Raw genomic sequence first — 17714 nt, forward strand, 5'->3', positions numbered from 1 at the left:
ACCCCCCCCCCCCCCATCACACAACACATTCGGGCGGCCGCCCCGGCCCATTTTTAAAAACCCCCCCCCCCCCCCCCGGGGGGGGGGGGGGCCCTTCCGCGTACCCGCGCGCCCGCGCTCGCCGGACGGGCGCGGTCCGGCTACGGCGGACCGGCGACGGCCTGGAGGCCCGGTGCCAGCCCGTCGGACCGGCACCGGGCCTCCAGGCCGTCACCTCCACCGCAGCGCCGAGCCTCGGCTGGGCGGACAGATCGCGGCACGCGGACGGCGCAGAGTGTCCGCCAGGCCGAGCCTCGGCCACGCGCGCGGCCGGCGGCCCGCACACGACGCCGGCGCGCACGAGAACGGGGCCCGCGCCGCCCCCGGCACGGGCCCCGCTCCACCTCGGGACGGTCAGCGGCTGGTGGCCAGCGCGTCGATCGTGCCCGCGGCGACGCTCACGGGAGCACCCGCGACCGGGGTGGGCCGGCCCAGGGAACGGACGGTCCACCCCGCCCCGACCCAGCGTCCGGTCGGGAGGCAGTTGCGCGCGTCGATCACGACACGCTGGCCGACGACGGCCGCGAGGGCGACCGGATCGGCCTCGACGACCTCGTCCCACTCGGTGAGCACGAGGACGAGGTCGGCGCCCTCGATCGCCTCCGTTATCGACCCGGCGTAGGTGAGGGTCGGGAACGAGCGGCGCGCGGTCTCCATCGCCTCCGGGTCCCACAGCGTCACCTGCGCTCCTCGGAGGTGCAGCGCGGCGGCGACGTTGAGCGCCGGGGAGTCGCGGACGTCGTCGGTGAGGGGCTTGAACGCGGCCCCGACGACGGCGATGCGCCGGTTCAGCACCGATCCCCCGGCGGACTCGATCGCCATGTCGATGACCCGCTGGCGCTGGCCCATGTTGATCTCGTCCACCTGCTGCATGAGCCCGACGACCCGGCCCGCGCCGATCTCGTTGGCGCGGTGCATGAGGGCTCGGATGTCCTTCGGCAGGCAGCCACCGCCGAACCCGAGGCCGGCGTTGAGGAACTTCCGACCGATGCGGGCGTCGTGGCCCAGGGCGTCGGCGAGCGTCGTGACGTCGGCCCCGGCGATCGCGCACATCTCGGAGATCGCGTTGATGAACGAGATCTTCGTGGCGAGGAACGCGTTCGCGCTGACCTTGACGAGCTCGGCGGTGGCGAGGTCGGTCGTGATGACCGGCGTGCCCTCGCTGATCGGGGCGGCGTAGACCTCGCGGATCACGGCGTCGGCGGCCTCGGAGGCACCGCCCCAGACCAGGCGGTCCGGGTGCAGCGTGTCCTCGACGGCCTTGCCCTCGCGGAGGAACTCGGGGTTCCAGACGAGCTCGGCGTCGATGCCGGCGGGCGTGAACTCGCTGACGATGCCGCGCAGTCGGGCGGCGGTGCCGACGGGCACGGTCGACTTGCCGACGATGAGGCCCGGGTGGGTGAGGTTCTCCGCCACACCGCGCGTGGCGCTCTCGACGTAGGCGAGGTTCGCGGCGTGCGACCCGGCCTTCTGCGGGGTGCCGACGCAGACGAAGTGGACGTCCGCCGCGGCCACGGCCGACGCGATGTCGGCGGTGAAGCGGAGCAGGCCGCTGGCGACGTGCTTCGTGATGAGCTCGGGCAGTCCGGGCTCGTAGAACGGCACCTGGCCGGCGGAGAGCGCGGCGAGCTTGGCCGGGTCGACGTCCACGCCGATGGTCTCGAAGCCCATCTCGGCCATGGCGGCGGCGTGCGTGGCGCCGAGGTACCCGGTGCCGATGACGCTGATCACGGGTGCGGGGCGGGTGTCGGCGGACTTCTTCGATGCGGTCACTTCTTGACCTCCTGCAGGTCGTAGTCGGTGTCGGTGCGGGCGATGCCGGCGACGAACGTCGCCAGGCTGTCGGCACGGGAGTTCAGCCGCCAGTCGTTGGTGGTGCGGACGCCGTCGACGATGGTCGTCGCGGTCTCGCTGAAGTACGCGAAGCCGATGACGTCCGCGTTGGCGGGGTCGGCGAGGGCGTCGAAGAGCGAGTCGATCCACTGCGACTTCTGCCCGTTCGACACCGCGGAACCCGTCTCGGTCGCACCGATCTCGCTGAGCAGGATCCGCTTGTCCGGCGCGATCTGCCGGATCTGCTCGAGCGTGCGGCCGAAGGTGGTGGCGAAGGTCGGCGCTTCCTCGGCCTTGCGGTAGTAGCCGCTCATGCCGACCCAGTCGACGTAGTCGGCACCCGGGTAGTACGCCTGCATGTAGTCGAGGGTCTGGTAGGCCGGGTTGCCCAGGGCGTCGATGCGGGTCGGGGACCAGTTCCAGATGACGTAGTCGTTCGCGCCCTCGCGCTGGAACACGTCGTGCACGTGCTTCCACATGGCGACGAACGAGCCCGGGGCGTTCTGCTGCGCGGTGCCGTCCGACCAGTTGTACCAACTGCCGTTCATCTCGTGGTCGAGACGGATGACGACGGGCTGCCCGTTCGCCTTGAGCGCGTCGGCGTACTTCGTCAGGTAGGAGTCGAAGGCGCCGCCGGTGATGTCGGCGTTCGTGTACCCGGCGACGTACTTCTGGTCGTTGCCGGTCGACGCGGGCCGGGTCTCCCAGGTCATCATCGGCACGCGGCCGTTGCTCCACGACCGCTGGACCGCCTTGGTGTTGAAGTCCTGGTCGAAGCCCTGGAAGAAGCCCACCATGTTGGTCGCCTTGCCGACCTGCTGCGAGACGTCGTCGTACTCGGCCCAGTTGAAGGGCGACTGCGCCGTGTAGAGGCCGTACCAGCGTGCTTGCTGGGCGAGGACCTCGGCCTTCGTCGGGACGACCACCGGGGTGGCCGGGTCCGGGTCGGTCGAGGGGCCGCCGGTGCCGGGGACGACGGTCGGGCCGCCGCCGTGACCGCCTGCGCCGCCGGAGTGCGACCCACCGGACGCAGATCCACCGGACGTGGCGCCGCCGGAGCCGGCCCCCTTGCCCGCCATGATGGTCGTGCCGGAGGAGGACGAGCCTCCCGAACCGTGGCCCGCCCCGTGGCCGGAGGCCGCAGAACGGGCGTGCCCGAGCTGCGACCGCAGGTCCGCGATCTGCGCCTTGAGCTGGGTGACCTGGTCACTGCGGGAGCCGGACTGAGCGGAGGTGCTCTGCAGCTTCCCCTCGAGCTTCCAGATCTGCTGCTGCGCGGCGGCGAGCTTGGCCTGCATCGCCTTGACGTCGGTCGACGGCTCCTGCTTGGTCGGGACGCCGAGCGCTCGGCTGACCGCGGTGGAGACCGGGCCGGAGGGCGAGATCCAGACGGACCAGGTGATGAGGGCGAGGACGGCGACGATCGCCGCCATGCCGAGCGCGGTGCGCTTGGCGTGCTTGGTGGACGGTGCCCACCAGGTGCCGGTGGTGCGGTCGAGATCAGACAATGAGGAACGCCTCCAGAGCGAAGACCGCGATCCCGATGACGTACGGGATCGATGCGTAGGGGTTGAGTCGGCGACGGGCGGGCTTGGCCGCACGCTGCGGCGCACGGTCGGTCGCGGTGGCGACGTCGCGTCGGGTGGCGAGCACGGTCGAGGTGGAGGCCGTGGTCGCGTCCGGTCCGAACAGCTCGTCGAACGCGCGGTCGACGTCGGCCTGGTCGGCCGGTCGGTCGGCCGGTCGGTCGGAACCGGCCGTGAGCCCGCGGTCCACCGGGCTCATCGGCACGGTGCTGCCGTCGAGCTGCGGCTGCGCCGGGTCCTCCTCCATCGGTCCGCCGGCGTAGGCCCCGGCTCGGGTCCCCCAACCGCTGGCGTGGGCCAGGCGGAAGAACCCGATCAGACGGATCGGCATGAGGAAGAACGTCGAGACGATGATGAACATCGGCAGGCGGAAGAAGTCCGAGGGCTTCTCGGCCAGGTGTCGCATCTGGCGGATCGCCATGCTCAGCACGCTCGAGACCACCATGAGTCCGGCCACGTAGACGAAGCCGGTGGAGAAGCCGTACTGGTGCAGGATCCCCTGGTAGAGGTTCTGCCCCTGCCCGGTGAGCGCCCGGTAGATCCAGCCCGCGATCACGCCGAAGAGCATGAACGGCAGGATGATGTCGGTCAGGAAGAACACGGCCAGGATCGGCGCGTGGCCGAGCATCCAGGGCAGCATCCGCAGCGTGTTGTACTGCGAGCCGCGGGCCCAGCGGAGCTGCTGCTTGAACAGCTTCTTCACCTGCAGCGGAGCGTCCGTGTACACGAGCGAGGTGTACTGGTAGACGGTCCGGTAGCCCTCCTTGAGCGTCAGGTTCGTGAGCGTCCGGTCGTCGGACACCTCGAGGAAGACCCCCATGAACTCCTCGTGCATGAACCGGTCCATGACGCGCACCAGGATGTTCCGGCGGAACGCGATCGTGCGGCCGGGCAGGCAGCCGATCTGCCCGAGGACACTCTGCGCGGGCATCGAGTACAGCGCGCGGGAGTTCTCGAGCCAGTCGGCCCAGCGGGTGATCCAGGAGCGCGTCGGCTCGAGGATGCGCTGGCGGGTCGTGACGCCGCCGACGGACTCGTCGGCGAACGGCTTGAGCAGTTCCACGAGCGTGCCGGGCGTCCACACCGTGTCCGAGTCGACGAGCACGGTGATGTCACCGTTCGACATCTCGGTGCCGACCTTGACGGCGTTGCGCTTGCCGGGGATCGGCGTGTGGGTCCAGCGGACGAGAGGGGCGAACTCGTCGCAGACGGCTTCGAGCGCCTCGTTCCGGGCGCCGTTGATGACGACGATGATCTCGCCGGGACGCTGTTCGACCATGCGGCCGATCACGTCACGGAACAGGTCGAGCGGCTCGTCCACCACGGGGACGACGACGCTCGTCGTGCCGGTGTACGTGCCGGTGAAGGGGCGGTACCGGGCGGAGAGGACGACTTTGAGCAGCCAGAGCAACCAGATCACCAGTGAGTACACGGTGAACAGGTAGAACTCGGGGTGGCCGTCGACCATCTGCCGGATCTGGAGGATGAAGGTGAACATCGATCCCTGCTTCAACGTTCGGGGGGAGATTCCACGCCATCGGGAAATCGGGGTCGGTTCGGGTGTCCTCATTCAGACAGACCGCAGACGACCCCTGCAACGTGTCCCTCGGGCGGGGGTGAGCGCGGTGTCGATTGGGGGACAGAGTGGTCCGCTGCACGTCGGACAGACCCGTGTCCCCACTGGTGCTGACAGCAGTTGGGTGGACCGGTCCCATCGTGATCGGCCGCCGATCGGGTGCCGGACACGACCGGGAGGCGCGTCATCGGTCCGGCAGGAACCCCCGGTCACGGGCTGGTTGCGTCACACCGTTCCGAACACGGACGAGCTCGGAGCGCCCGTGTTCCGAAAACCTGGTCGCGGGCTGGCAGCGGTTCCGACCCGGTACCGACCGGGGTACGGGGTCCGAGGCGACGGGGTACGGATCACGACCGGCAGAAATTGTCTTTGACAACTCGTCACCTTGGCCTGGTTCGCAGCGGTCCGGGCGTGTCGCTACCCCGGGGAACTCGCTCGACCCGACGCTCAGGCGCCGTAGAACTCGCGCTCGAAGACCTGACGGGCACGACGCGTGACGGCGAGGTAGTCCTCTTCGAGCTGCGACGCCGACCCCGGCGGGTACTCGAGCAGCCGCGCGATGCCCTCGAGCTGCGTCCGCTCGACGGGCAGCACGTCCGTCGTCTTGCCCGACCACAGCACCAGCGCGCTGCGGGTCCGGGAGGCGAACCGCCACGCGGCCGCCAGCCGTTCGGCGTCCTCCGGGGCGACCCAGCCGGCCTCCGTGGCTGCCTGGAGGGCCTCGAGCGTCGAGGTGGTCCGGAGCGCGGGCTGCTCGCGCCCGTGCTGGAGCTGCAGGAGCTGGACGAACCACTCGACGTCGCTCAACGACCCCCGGCCGAGCTTGAGGTGACGAGCGGGATCGGCGCCGCGGGGCAGCCTTTCGGACTCGACGCGGGCCTTGATGCGCCGGACCTCACGGACCTCGCGGTCCTCGATCGCCACCGGGTACCGGGTCCGGTCCGCCAGGTGCTCGAAGTCGCGGAGGAGCTGCTCGTCCCCTACGGCACCGCGGGCACGGAGGAGCGCCTGGGCCTCCCACGTCAGCGACCAGCGGGCGTAGTAGGCCGCGTACGAGTCGAACGAGCGCACCACGGGGCCGTTCTTCCCCTCGGGCCGCAGGTCGATGTCCAGGTCGAAGGGGTGCAGTGCGTCCTCGGTCAGCCGGTTCAGCTCGCGCACCACGACCTGTGACGCCCGCGAGGCCACGTCGTTCGGCACCGTCGACGACCGGTAGACGAACAGGACGTCGGCGTCCGACCCGAAGCCGAGTTCGCGTCCGCCGTAGCGTCCCATCGCGATCACGCCGAACTCCAGGCCGTCCGGAGCGTCCCGACGGGCCAGGTCGAGGGCGCCGCTCAGCGTGGCCTCGGTGACGTCACTGAGTGCCGGGCCGAGGCCGTCGACGTCCAGGTGCCCGAGCACCGCGGCCATACCGAGTCGGAGCGTCTCCCGCCGCCGGACCCCGCGCAGCAGCGAGGCCGCGGTGTCCACGGCGTCCCCGTGCCGGGCCGTCGTCGCCCCGGTCTCGGCGAGCAACGCCGGCAGCGGGCGGGGCTTGAGCAGGGTGTCCGGTTCGTCCAACCACGCCACGGCCTCCGGGAAACGCTCGAGCAGACCCGAGAGGAACGCGGACTCGGACAGCACGGTCGTCAGGCTGTGCGCGGCGCCGGACGAGTCGCGGAGCATCCGGAGGAACCAGCTCGACTCCCCCAGGACGTCGCTGAGCCGCCGGAAGGCCAGCAGTGCCCGGTCCGGTGCCGGTCCCTCCGCCATCCACCGCAGGAGCACCGGCAGGAGGTTCCGCTGGATCGCCGCCCGCCGGGTCGTCCCCTGCGTCAGGGCGCGGATGTGGGTGACGGCGCCGTCCGGGTCGAGGAACCCGATCGCGGTGAGCCGGTCACGGACCTGGCTGCTCGTCAGGACGATCTCGCCCTCGGTCGAGGCCACCGCGGCGAGCATCGGCCGGTAGAACAGCCGCTCGTGGAGGCCCCGGACCTCGAGCTTCACCGACCGCCAGCGGTCCTGCAGTGCCGACGCCGAGGACGCCAGCCGGGTCGAGCGTGCGAGGACCCGGAGTTCGTCCTCGTCGGAGGGCATCAGGTGCGTGCGCTGCAGCCGCCGGAGCTGGATGTGGTGCTCGAGCACCCGGAGCAGGGCGTAGTCCGGCCCGAACCGTGCGGCCTCTGGTCGTCCGACGTACCCGGCGGTCGCCAGCGCGTCCATCGCCTCGAGGGTGGAGCGCACCCGCACGGACTCGTCGTCCCGCCCGTGCACGAGCTGCAGCAGCTGCACCGTGAACTCCACGTCGCGCAAGCCACCGGGGCCGAGCTTCAGCTGCCGGTCGACCTGGGCGTCCGGGATGTGCGCCGTGACCCGCTCCCGCATCCGCTGCACCGACTCCACGAACCCCGGGCGTTTCGACGACTCCCACACGAACGGGGCCACCGCGGCGACGTAGCGTTCGCCGAGGTCCGTCGAGCCGGCGATCGCCCGTGCCTTGAGCAGCGCCTGGAACTCCCACCCCTTCGCCCAGCGCTCGTAGTACGCCACGTGCGACTCGAGCGTCCGGACGAGTGCCCCGTCCTTGCCTTCGGGCCGGAGGTTCGCGTCGACCTCCCACAGTGCGGGTTCGGCGGCGAGGTCCGTGATGACGTGGGTCGCGGCGATCGCCAGGCGCGTCGCGATGAGCACGGCGCGGTCGGTGCTGATCGCGGGTGCGTCGTCCCCGTCGGCCGGCTCGGTGGGTTCCGTCACGAAGATGACGTCGACGTCGCTGACGTAGTTGAGTTCCCGCGCTCCGGCCTTGCCCATCGCGATCACGGCCAGCGGCGTGGCGGCCACGTCCGCGGCGGGGAACGGGACCTCGCGACGCGCGACCGTCACGGCGGCGTCGAGCGCGGCACCGGCCAGGTCGGCGAGGCCCGCAGCGACGTCCGGGAACGCCTCGGTCGGCGACGGGTGCAGGACGTCGAACAGGGCGATCTGTGCCAGGTGTCGGCGGTAGCGGACGCGCAGTCGACGGCGGGCGGTCTCCCCCGAGCTACCGTCGACGGCCTCGTCGAGCGACGCCGTGTACCGCTCCTGCGACCACGGCGGGGCCACGGGTTCGAGCAGCAGGGCGAGTTCGTCCGGCCGGCGCTGCAGGAACTCGGCCAGCCCGATCGAGGCACCGAGCAACCGGACCAGGCGCTCGGTCGCCCCGGCGTCGGCCAGGACCGGTCGCAGCTGCTCCGGTGCGGACTCGATGAGGCGCTCGAGCGCCAGCAGCGCGCCGTCCGGGTCCGCCGTGGCGGCCCAGACCGACTCGGCGTCCGCGATCGGGACCCGCAGGTCGGACGCGGGACGGGCCTCCAGGGCGGCGATCCGTTCGAGCGTGCCGGACAGGTCGGCGAACCCGAGCCGCGCCAACTGCGACCGCGAGGTCGCCGTCCTGCTGGTCATCGCGTGCGCTCCCGTGGTGTGTCCTGACCGGAGGGGTCAGAGCATGCCGAGGTTGGTGTCCAGCTCGAAGGGGGTGACCTGGTCGCGGTACCGCTTCCACTCCTGGCGCTTGTTGAGGAGCACGAAGTTGAAGACCTGCTCACCCAGGGTCTCGGCGACGAGCTCCGAGTCCTCCATCAGCGACAGGGCGTGGTCGAGGCTCGCCGGCAGCTGGCTGTAGCCGAGTGCCTTGCGCTCGGAGTCGGACAGGCTCCAGACGTTGTCCTCGGCCTCGGCGGGGAGCTCGTAGCCCTCCTCGATGCCCTTGAGGCCGGCGGCGAGCAGGAGCGAGTACGCCAGGTACGGGTTCGCGGCCGAGTCGATGCCGCGGTACTCGATGCGGGCGGACTGGCCCTTGTTTGGCTTGTACAGCGGCACGCGCACCAGCGCGGACCGGTTGTTGTGGCCCCAGGTGACGAAGGACGGGGCCTCGTCGCCACCCCAGAGACGCTTGTACGAGTTGACGAACTGGTTCGTCACCGCGGTGATCTCCGGCGCGTGCTTGAGGACACCGGCGATGAACTGCTTCGCGGTGGGCGAGAGCTGGTACTCGCCGCCGGGCTCGTAGAACGCGTTCTGGTCGCCCTCGAAGAGCGAGACGTGCGTGTGCATGCCGGAGCCGGGCTGCCCGGAGAGCGGCTTCGGCATGAAGGTCGCGTAGACGCCCTGCTCGATCGCCACCTCCTTCACGACCGTGCGGAACGTCATGATGTTGTCCGCCATGGTCAGCGCGTCGGCGTAGCGGAGGTCGATCTCGTTCTGCCCCGGGCCGGCCTCGTGGTGGCTGAACTCCACCGAGATGCCGAGGTCCTCGAGCATCCGGACGGAGCGGCGACGGAAGTCGTGCGCGCTGCCGCCGGGGACGTTGTCGAAGTAGCCGGCCTGGTCGACGGGCTTCGGGCCGCCGTCCTTCCAGTCGCGGTCCTTGAGCAGGTAGAACTCGATCTCGGGGTGCGTGTAGAACGTGAACCCGCGGTCGCTCGCCCGGGCCAGGGTCCGCTTCAGGACGTTGCGGGGGTCGGCCACGGCGGGCTGCCCGTCCGGCGTCGTGATGTCGCAGAACATCCGCGCGGTCGGGTCGATCTCCCCGCGCCACGGCAGGATCTGGAACGTCGAGGGGTCCGGGTGCGCCAGCACGTCGGCCTCGTACGAGCGGGTCAGGCCCTCGATCGCGGAGCCGTCGAAGCCGATGCCCTCGGCGAACGCGCCCTCCACCTCAGCCGGCGCGATGGCGACCGACTTGAGGGTGCCGATCACGTCGGTGAACCAGAGTCGGATGAACTTGATCCCGCGCTCCTCGATGGTGCGGAGCACGAAGTCCGTCTGCTTGTCCATGCACGACCTTTCCGAGTTCAGCTGGTCCGGTCCACGACCGTTGTCACAGGCTAGTGGTCAACCTTCCGTGTCCGCGGCGTCGGCGCGCTCGTTGTTCGACTGGATGCGGTCCAGGGCGTGCGCGGCCTCGTCACGGGTGGCGAAGGGGCCGATGTGGTGACGGTTGGTCGACTTGAGGCCCTGCTCGACCTCGCCGGTCTTGTCGTTGTACCACCACTGGGATTCGATGCGCTCGTCGGTCATGGGGCCGACCGTACCCGGGCCGGCCCGGGTCGTCCGGGAAGCCGCGGTCGTCCGGCAGGCCCCGGTCGTCCGTGCCCGGCTCCACAGCCGGGAGGCGGCGGTCGGCTCCGACACGCCGCTAGAGTGGAGCGCATGCCCCGGGACGAACACGGACACCTGACCGCTGGCCGCATCTCCCCGCAGCGGCCGGTCCCACGGGACATCGAGCGCCCCGAGTACGTCGGCAAGGTCGAACCGCACGAGCACGGCCTCGGCGACACGTACACCCCGGACGAGGTCGAGCGCATCCGCACCGCGGGCCGCATCGCCTCGCAGGCCATCGACGCCGTCGGCGCGGCGATCCGCCCCGGCGTCACGACCGACGAACTCGACCGGATCGGCCACGAGTTCATCGTCGGCCACGGTGCCTACCCCTCCACGCTCGGCTACCGCGGGTACCCGAAGTCGCTCTGCTCCTCGTTGAACGAGGTGATCTGCCACGGCATCCCCGACGACACCGTGCTGCAGGACGGCGACATCGTGAACATCGACATCACCGCGTACAAGGACGGCATGCACGGCGACACCAACCGGACCTTCGTGGTCGGGCAGGCGGCGCCCGAGGTCCAGGACCTCGTCACCCGTACGGAAGAGGCGATGCACCGTGGCATCCGCGCCGTCGCACCGGGTCGGCAGGTCAACGTCATCGGCCGCGCCATCGAGTCCTACGCCAAGCGCTTCGGGTACGGGGTCGTCCGCGACTACACCGGGCACGGGGTCGGCCGGGCGTTCCACTCCGGGCTCGTCATCCCGCACGTCGACGACGTCCGCTACGACACCGTGATCGAGCCGGGCATGGTCTTCACGATCGAGCCGATGCTGACCCTGGGCGGGATCGACGCCGACATCTGGGCCGACGACTGGACCGTCACCACGCGCGACCGCTCCTGGACCGCGCAGTTCGAGCACACGCTCCTGGTGACCGAACGCGGCACCGAACTCCTCACCGTCTCCTGACCACCCGCGGCGCACCCGATCCCGGGACCGTGCCGGACACGAGCCACCTACGGAAGGCACCGCTCCCCATGACCTCACTCGCAGTCGGCGTCGACATCGGCGGAACAGGCATCAAGGGCGCGATCGTCGACACGGCGACCGGCGAACTCACCACCGACCGGATCAAGAAGGCGACGCCCGAGGGCGGCAAGCCGCACGACATCGTCGAGGTCGCCAAGTCGATCCTGGACGACCTCTCCCCCGCGTCGGACGTCGCGGTCGGTGTCTGCTTCCCGGCGATCGTGCGCGACGGCAAGACCATGTCGGCCGCGAACGTGTCGAAGAAGTGGATCGGCTTCGAGGCCGAGGCGCTCTTCGAGAAGGAGCTCGGTCGCTCCATCCACTTCGTCAACGACGCCGACGCCGCCGGGTTCGCCGAGCAGCAGTTCGGTGCCGCGAAGGGCCGCGACGGACTCGTCATCATGACGACGCTCGGCACCGGGATCGGCACGGCGCTCATCAACGACGGTGTGCTCATCGTGAATGCGGAGCTCGGCCACCTGGAGATCGAGGGCGTCGACTACGAGACGAAGGCGTCCTTCGCGGCCAAGGAGCGGGACGACCTGACCTGGAAGCACTGGGCGAAGCGGCTGCAGAAGTACTACTCCCGGCTCGAGGCGCTGCTGTCCCCGGAGCTCTTCGTCGTCGGCGGTGGCGTGTCGAAGCAGTACGAGGAGTTCCTGCCGCTGCTCGACCTGCAGGCGGAGATCATCCCCGCGACACTCCGGAACAACGCGGGCATCATCGGCGCGGCGACCCTGGCGGCACGCAGCTCCCGCTGACCTGCCGGTTCGTCCGGCGCCCGTCTGCTGCGCACCGACCGGTCACGACACCCCGTGTGCTCCGCGCCGAGCGGTCACGAAACGTCGTTCTCCGCGTGCGGGACCGACGCTTCGTGACCGCTCGGCGGATGGTGAGCGGGGTGTCGGGACCGGCCGACGGGACGAACCCCGAGGTCGGAGCCCGGCGGCGCGGGCGGGCCGGTACACTCTTCGGAGCGAACGGGTCGGTGAGACGGTCGCGTCACTCCCCCGGGAGTGCCGAGGAACGTCCGGGCTCCACAGAGCAGGGCGGTGGGTAACACCCACCCGGAGCAATCCGCGAGACAGTGCCACAGAGAACAGACCGCCGGCGGTGACGTCGGTAAGGGTGAAACGGTGGTGTAAGAGACCACCAGGGATCCGGGTGACCGGATCTGCTCGGTAAACCTCGCCCGGAGCAAGGTCAGACAGAGGACGCTGAGGCTGCTCGCCGAGTCCTCGGGTAGACCGCTGGAGGCCGACGGCAACGTCGGTCCGAGAGAGATGGCCGTCACCGCGGTGCAAGCCGCGGGACAGAACCCGGCGTACGGCCGGCCCGTTCGCCCCAGTCCGTACGACCACCACAGCCCGGTACCGCGAGGTGCCGGGCTGCCGTGCTCACGCCGCCGAAACCGCGAGACACCGCGGAACGCGCGAGACACCGCGAAGCGTACGGAACACCCCCGGATTCGGCGGCGTCTCACGCACGCAGCGGCGTTTCGCGTCGGCAGCGGCGTCTCGACCCGCCGACGGCGCATGCAGACGGGCGCGTCTCGGCGACCGGGAGGCACGCGGCCAGCCCGCACCACGCCTCCCGCCCGGCACGTCCCAGGACACCGGCCGGCGCCCGCCGCCGCGAGACACCGCGCAACGCACGAGACGCCGCCGGATTCCGCGGCGTCTCGCGGGAGCGGCGGCGTTCTGCGGAAGCGGGGGGGGGCGGCGCCCCCCCGCCCCCCGCCCCCCCCCCCCCCCCCCGCGCGCGCCGCGGGTGGGGGGGGGGGGGGGGGGGGGGGGGGGGTGTCGGGGGCGGGGGCGGCCCGGCCGCCGCCGCGGCCGCCTACAGGCCCGACTCGGCCGTCCGCACCAGGATCGCGTCGCTGTCCGGGCAGAGCAGGACGTCGTCCGGCGCCGCGGCCCGGATCGTGGCCAGGTCGGAGTTGTTCAGCGCCACGCCGGACGCCGTCGACACGCCGCCCTGCAGCAGCGACGCCCCGAAGCCGTACCGGGCACGCTGGCGCTCGTACAGGGCGAGGAGGTCGGCCGGCACCTTCGCGGCGACGTCGGCGCGGGACTGCTCGGCGGCGACGCGGTCCTTCTCGAACCGGGCGATGCCGTCGTCGCGGACGCCCATCAGCCGGCCGCGCTCGGCGTCGATGTCGGCGAGCTGCTTCTCGATGTCGCCGACCCGGGCGCGGAGACGGTCGAGCGTCTCCATCACCTCGAGCTCCTGCGTCTCGAGGTCGTTCGTCCGGCGGTTCAGCGAGTCGAGCTCGTTCTGCAGCCCTGCGGCGTCCTTGGCGTTGCCGACGTTCTGCAGCAGCGTGGTGTCGCGTTCGATGCGTGCCTGGGCGGTGGCGGTGTCCGACTCGAGGCGGGCGAGGTCGCGCTCGGCGTCCTCGACGTCCCCGGTGGCGGCTGCGAGCTGGCTGCGGAGGCCGGCGGCACGGGTGCCGAGTTCGGTGAGGTGCTCGCCCTTCTGCAGGGAGCTGATCCGGTGGGCCAGCCGGGTGATGTCGTTGTCGAGTCGCTGGACGTCGAGCAGGATGGCCTGGTCCTCGGGTGCTGCCTTCATGGTCAGGCTCCTTCGTTGGGTGCGGATGGCAGGACGGCGAAGTCCCACGGGTCGGTTCGGAGGTCGCTCACGGTGACGCGGACCCCGGTGGCGGCGCGGAGCTGCTCGGCGGCGACGTCGAGCCACAGCCACTCGGTCGCCCAGTGCGAGGTGTCGATCAGCGCGGGGCCGTCGGCCACCATCGCCTGCTCACGGAACTCCGAGGCGGGGTGGTGCCGGAGGTCGCTCGTGACGTAGACGTCGGCGGCCCGGACCTCGGCGTTGCCGAGGTACGCGTCGCCCGCGCCGGCGCACAGGGCGACAGTGCGGACGGGTCGGTCGTACTCCCCCGACACGCGGACCCCGGTCGCGGTGGCGGGCAGGACGTCGACGATCCGTCGGGCGAGCACGCCGAGGGGCACCGGTTCGGCGAGCACACCGACCCGGCCGATCCCGCTCACGCCGTCGGACGCGGGTTCGAGGGGACGCTGGTCCTGCAGTCCGATCCGGTCGGCGAGGACGGCGGAGGTGCCGGTGGTCACGACGTCGGCGTTGGTGTGCGCGGCGAGGAGTGCACATCCGCCACGGACGAGGGTGGCGAGGACGGAGCCCTTGTAGGTGGACTCGTCGATCGTGGTCACACCCCGGAGCAGCAGCGGGTGGTGCGTCAGGAGCAGGTCCGCCCCGGCTGCCACGGCTTCGCGGGCGGTGTCCGGCACGGCGTCGACGGCCAGGTGGACGTGCTCGACCAGGGCGTCCGGGTCGCCGGAGACGAGGCCGACGGAGTCCCAGGACTCCGCGCCGGCCGCCGGCCACAGGGACTCGACGGCGGACTGCAGTTCTCGGAGCGTCGGCATCCCGTCAGTGTACCGAGACGGCGGGGTCGGCCCGGGTGTCAGCGACGGCCGACGAGGTGCAGCAGGCGGGCGACGAGACGCGACCACCAGCCGGTCGGTGCGGTCGACGCGGTGTCGGCACGGGCCTCCCGGTCGGATGCCTCCACGACGTCCGTCGCGTCGGTGTCGTCGGCGGACTGCGGCGCGCCGACCGGTGCGGCCACCGGGACCTCGACGGAGACGACGGGCTGCTCGCCCGTGTGGGCGCGGAGCACGGCGGCGAAGGCCTCGCGGTCGATGACCGTCGGGCCGGTCACGGGCTGCACCAGCGGGGTCGGGCGACCGGACGCGGGGACCGGCGGCGACGAGGGCGACACGGTCTGGAGGCTCGACACCGGTCGGACGGCGGCCTGCGGTCCGACGGGCGGTGCGACCAGGTCGGCGTCGTCGGCCGGGACATCGACCGACACCGGCTCGGCGACCGCGCGGTGCGGGGCCGGCAGGAGCGGACGCACGGCACCGACGCGGACCGGTGCGGTGGCGGCGCGGCGGAGCGCGGCACGCTCGCGGCGGTCGGCCTCGAGTGCGGCGTCGGCCAGGAGGTCGGCGAAGACCTCGCGAGCGAACGCCCGCGCGCCCTCGACCTCGGCGTCGGTGCTGTCGGCGACCACGGCCTCCCAGGCGGCCAGGCGGGCGAGGTCCTCGTCACGGACGCGGACCTCGTCCTCGAGCAGGTCGATGCGCTCGATGGTCGTGCGGCCGCTCGAGGCATCGAGTGCGACGGCGAGGTCGTCGAACCGGAGGGCCAGGCGCTCGGGCGGCTCGGGGAAGGAGGGGGCGCAGACGGCGACGTGGCGCGCGCGGTCGCGGCGGAAGGCGCGGTCGTCGCCGGAGACGACGCGGGCCGACTCGGGTGCGGTCTCGGCGAGTTCGACGACCGGCTCGTCCGCGACCGGCTGCTCGACGGCCGGCTCGTCCGCGACCGGCTGCTCGACGGCCGGTGCGTCCGCGACCGGCTCCTCGACGTCCACCGGCGGCAGCACGGGGCGTCGAACCGGACCGGTGACCGGCGGGACGACGAGGTCTGCGAGGTACGGCGACCGCGTGGCCGGGGCGTCGCGCAACCACTCCTCGAGTTCGCGACCGAAGGGGTCCACGAGGGGCGTGCGTGCTCCGGACTGCGTCTCCATGTGAGGAGTATGAATATCGCACGCTCCATCAGCGCGGACATCCGCGGAGTGTCGCGGGATCAGGTGGCATGTCGCCCGGAGTCGAGCGGCGTGTCGCGGCTCAGGCGCCCGCGGTCGGTCCCGCCGTGCTCGTCAGCTGTGCAGGGTGTCGCGGGGGTACTCGTCGAACCGTCGTGCGTACGCCGCCGAGAACCGACCGAGGTGCGCGAAGCCCCACTGCACGGCGACGCTCGCCACCGTGGTGTCGGCCGGCGTGCCCTCGCGGAGCTCGTCGCGGACCCGGTCCAGCCGGATGCCCCGCAGCATGGCGTTCGGCGCGATGCCGACCTGCCGCTGGAACGCCTGCTGCAGGCCGCGGATGCTCAGGCCGACGTGCTCGGCGACGTCGGTCGTGGTGATCGGGGTGTGCGCGGCGGCGTGCATGTACTCGATCGCCGAGCGCACACGGCCGGTGGCGCCCGCGGGCAGCGGGACCTGGCGGGCGGCGAGGCGGTGCGGGAATGTGCTGAGGAGCGCCAGGGCCGTCCGACGAGCGGTGTCGGCGAAGGCCAGCACGGACATCGGGGTGTTGCCGAGCACGACGCGGGAGGCCTCCTGCACCTGGTGGTTCCAGGCGCGCACGGCCTCGGCACCGGGGACCACCGTGTGGTCGAACACCAGGGTGCCGGGCTCGGTGCCGTACGCCTCGGCGGCGACCCGTTCGAGGAAGGTGCGGTCGAACTGCACGACGCTCTGCCGGACGTCGGCCAGGTCGAAGCGGTACGGACGTCCGACGGGGAACACCACCGGCCGGCCGGGCGTCAGGGCGACCTCGTCACGACCGACGTCGAGCACGCCACCGCCGTCCGTCACCCAGGCGACGCTGATCTGGTCGCCGGAGTCGACATCGCCCACCATGCGGGCATCGAACCGCGTCGACCGCAGGGACATCGCCTGGTCGCCGACGGTCCGGAAGCGGTACCCGAAGGCCCGCTCGGTCCGCTCGGACAGGAACCCGGACGCCTCGTAGGTCTGCTCGAACATCGACCGAGCGGCGTCGAGATCGGCTCCGGATGTCTCGAAGACGGTCCGGGGGTCCATGGTGGCGGTCATCCGGGGAATCGTGACACGCGCCGCGCGAACTTCATGCATCTGGATGGACCCGACGCGGGAAGCGGCTCACACCGCGCGGGTGGCCTTCCGGACCGTCCAGCGGTTCTCGTCACCCAGACGGTCGTAGCGCAGCTCGTCGACGACCATCTGCACGAGGGCGAGTCCACGCCCGCCCTCCGCCATGTCGTCCGGCAGGGTGGCGCCGGCCACGTCGACGGACGCAGGCTGGCCGTCGTCGGTGATCCGGGCCTCCAGAGCGTCGCTGGCGACCGCGAGCGTCAGTGAACACGTGACCTGCCCGCCCGCGGCCGCGTGCTCGATCACGTTGGAGGCGAGCTCGATGATCGCGAGTTCGAGGGCCATCCGGTCCTCGACACTGACGGCGGGCTCGGCCGTCCAGACGTCACTGAGGAAGTCGTGCACCGAGGAGACGTCGTCGGGCGGCGACGCGAAGTCCAGCCGGTGCTCGCCCACGACGGCCCCGGTCAGACCCATTCGCGGACGGCTTCGTCACCGTCGGCGTAGCTGCGGAGGATCTTGTCGATGTTCGACAGCTTCAGCACCATCGCGACCTGCTCGGACGGTGCGGCGATCCGGAGGTCACCACCCGCCTGCCGAGCGGTCTTCAACGCACCGACGAGCGCACCGAGACCCGAGGAGTCGAGGAACTCGACGCGCGACAGCTCGACGGCGACACGGGGACGGCCGCCCTCGATCACCGTGGCGACGGTCTCGCGGAAGGCTGGTGCCGACACCATGTTCAGGCGGCCGGAACACTCCAACACCGCCGCTTCGGTGCCGGCTTCGTGTACGACGATGTCCATTGTGTGTGGGGCCCCCTCGAGAGTCTGCGCGTGCCTCATCGGAGGCTAACGGGTCATGGCGACCGGGGGAACAGGACGCGCTGGCGTCC

14 protein-coding genes and 1 other RNA gene are annotated in these 17714 nt (G+C 71.6%); 3 read left to right on the forward strand and 12 right to left on the reverse strand.

All coding sequences use genetic code 11. The annotated features are described in order from the left end of the window. Nucleotides 1-393: 393 nt before the first annotated feature. The 6 genes from QCD68_RS00915 to QCD68_RS00940 form a co-directional block, all read right to left on the reverse strand. Nucleotides 394-1812, reverse strand: a complete 1419-nt coding sequence (locus tag QCD68_RS00915; protein WP_301221682.1) for a UDP-glucose dehydrogenase family protein — start codon at nt 1810-1812, stop codon at nt 394-396. Further along, nucleotides 1809-3380, reverse strand: a complete 1572-nt coding sequence (locus QCD68_RS00920; RefSeq protein ID WP_301221683.1) for a glycoside hydrolase family 26 protein — start codon at nt 3378-3380, stop codon at nt 1809-1811. The genes QCD68_RS00915 and QCD68_RS00920 overlap by 4 nt, the downstream gene beginning before the upstream one ends. After that, nucleotides 3373-4956 carry a glycosyltransferase family 2 protein gene (locus tag QCD68_RS00925; RefSeq protein WP_301221684.1) on the reverse strand — a complete coding sequence of 528 codons (1584 nt, stop codon included), beginning with the start codon at nt 4954-4956 and terminating at the stop codon, nt 3373-3375. The genes QCD68_RS00920 and QCD68_RS00925 overlap by 8 nt, the downstream gene beginning before the upstream one ends. A gap of 525 nt (nt 4957-5481) precedes the next feature. Further along, nucleotides 5482-8457 (reverse strand): bifunctional [glutamine synthetase] adenylyltransferase/[glutamine synthetase]-adenylyl-L-tyrosine phosphorylase, encoded by a 2976-nt coding sequence (locus QCD68_RS00930; RefSeq protein WP_301221685.1) that lies wholly within the window; start codon nt 8455-8457, stop codon nt 5482-5484. A 36-nt stretch (nt 8458-8493) separates the two neighbouring features. Continuing rightward, nucleotides 8494-9831, reverse strand: a complete 1338-nt coding sequence (glnA, locus tag QCD68_RS00935; protein ID WP_111073267.1) for a type I glutamate--ammonia ligase — start codon at nt 9829-9831, stop codon at nt 8494-8496. A 57-nt stretch (nt 9832-9888) separates the two neighbouring features. Continuing rightward, nucleotides 9889-10074 carry an SPOR domain-containing protein gene (locus QCD68_RS00940; protein WP_111073266.1) on the reverse strand — a complete coding sequence of 62 codons (186 nt, stop codon included), beginning with the start codon at nt 10072-10074 and terminating at the stop codon, nt 9889-9891. A gap of 132 nt (nt 10075-10206) precedes the next feature. Here QCD68_RS00940 and map point away from each other — a divergent pair, with 132 nt between their 5' ends. The 3 genes from map (at nt 10207) to rnpB (ending at nt 12472) form a co-directional block, all read left to right on the forward strand. After that, entirely contained in the window at nt 10207-11070 is an 864-nt protein-coding gene (gene map, locus QCD68_RS00945) for a type I methionyl aminopeptidase (RefSeq protein WP_221850708.1), read from the forward strand. 68 nt (nt 11071-11138) lie between these two features. Continuing rightward, complete coding sequence (gene ppgK / locus QCD68_RS00950) at nt 11139-11891, forward strand: polyphosphate--glucose phosphotransferase (protein ID WP_111073264.1); 753 nt, start codon at nt 11139-11141, stop codon at nt 11889-11891. Between the two features lie 220 nt (nt 11892-12111). Further along, an RNA gene (gene rnpB / locus QCD68_RS00955) (RNase P RNA component class A) lies at nt 12112-12472 on the forward strand. A gap of 497 nt (nt 12473-12969) precedes the next feature. Here the strand turns inward: rnpB and QCD68_RS00960 are convergent. The 6 genes from QCD68_RS00960 to QCD68_RS00985 all read right to left on the reverse strand — a co-directional run bounded on the left by QCD68_RS00960 (nt 12970) and on the right by QCD68_RS00985 (nt 17625). Then, entirely contained in the window at nt 12970-13704 is a 735-nt protein-coding gene (locus QCD68_RS00960; protein WP_111073263.1) for a zinc ribbon domain-containing protein, read from the reverse strand. 2 nt (nt 13705-13706) lie between these two features. Continuing rightward, nucleotides 13707-14540: a Nif3-like dinuclear metal center hexameric protein gene (locus QCD68_RS00965; RefSeq protein WP_301221686.1), complete on the reverse strand. Its 834-nt coding sequence runs from the start codon at nt 14538-14540 to the stop codon at nt 13707-13709. A 38-nt stretch (nt 14541-14578) separates the two neighbouring features. Next, complete coding sequence (locus QCD68_RS00970) at nt 14579-15709, reverse strand: hypothetical protein (RefSeq protein ID WP_301221687.1); 1131 nt, start codon at nt 15707-15709, stop codon at nt 14579-14581. 132 nt (nt 15710-15841) lie between these two features. Continuing rightward, nucleotides 15842-16801: a helix-turn-helix domain-containing protein gene (locus QCD68_RS00975; RefSeq protein ID WP_301221688.1), complete on the reverse strand. Its 960-nt coding sequence runs from the start codon at nt 16799-16801 to the stop codon at nt 15842-15844. Nucleotides 16802-16867: 66 nt separating this feature from the next. After that, nucleotides 16868-17296 (reverse strand): ATP-binding protein, encoded by a 429-nt coding sequence (locus QCD68_RS00980; RefSeq protein WP_111073259.1) that lies wholly within the window; start codon nt 17294-17296, stop codon nt 16868-16870. Beyond that, complete coding sequence (locus QCD68_RS00985) at nt 17287-17625, reverse strand: STAS domain-containing protein (RefSeq protein ID WP_111073258.1); 339 nt, start codon at nt 17623-17625, stop codon at nt 17287-17289. The genes QCD68_RS00980 and QCD68_RS00985 overlap by 10 nt, the downstream gene beginning before the upstream one ends. Nucleotides 17626-17714 lie beyond the last annotated feature (89 nt).

This window comes from Curtobacterium sp. PsM8, assembly GCF_030433875.1.
Taxonomy (GTDB): Bacteria; Actinomycetota; Actinomycetes; order Actinomycetales; family Microbacteriaceae; genus Curtobacterium.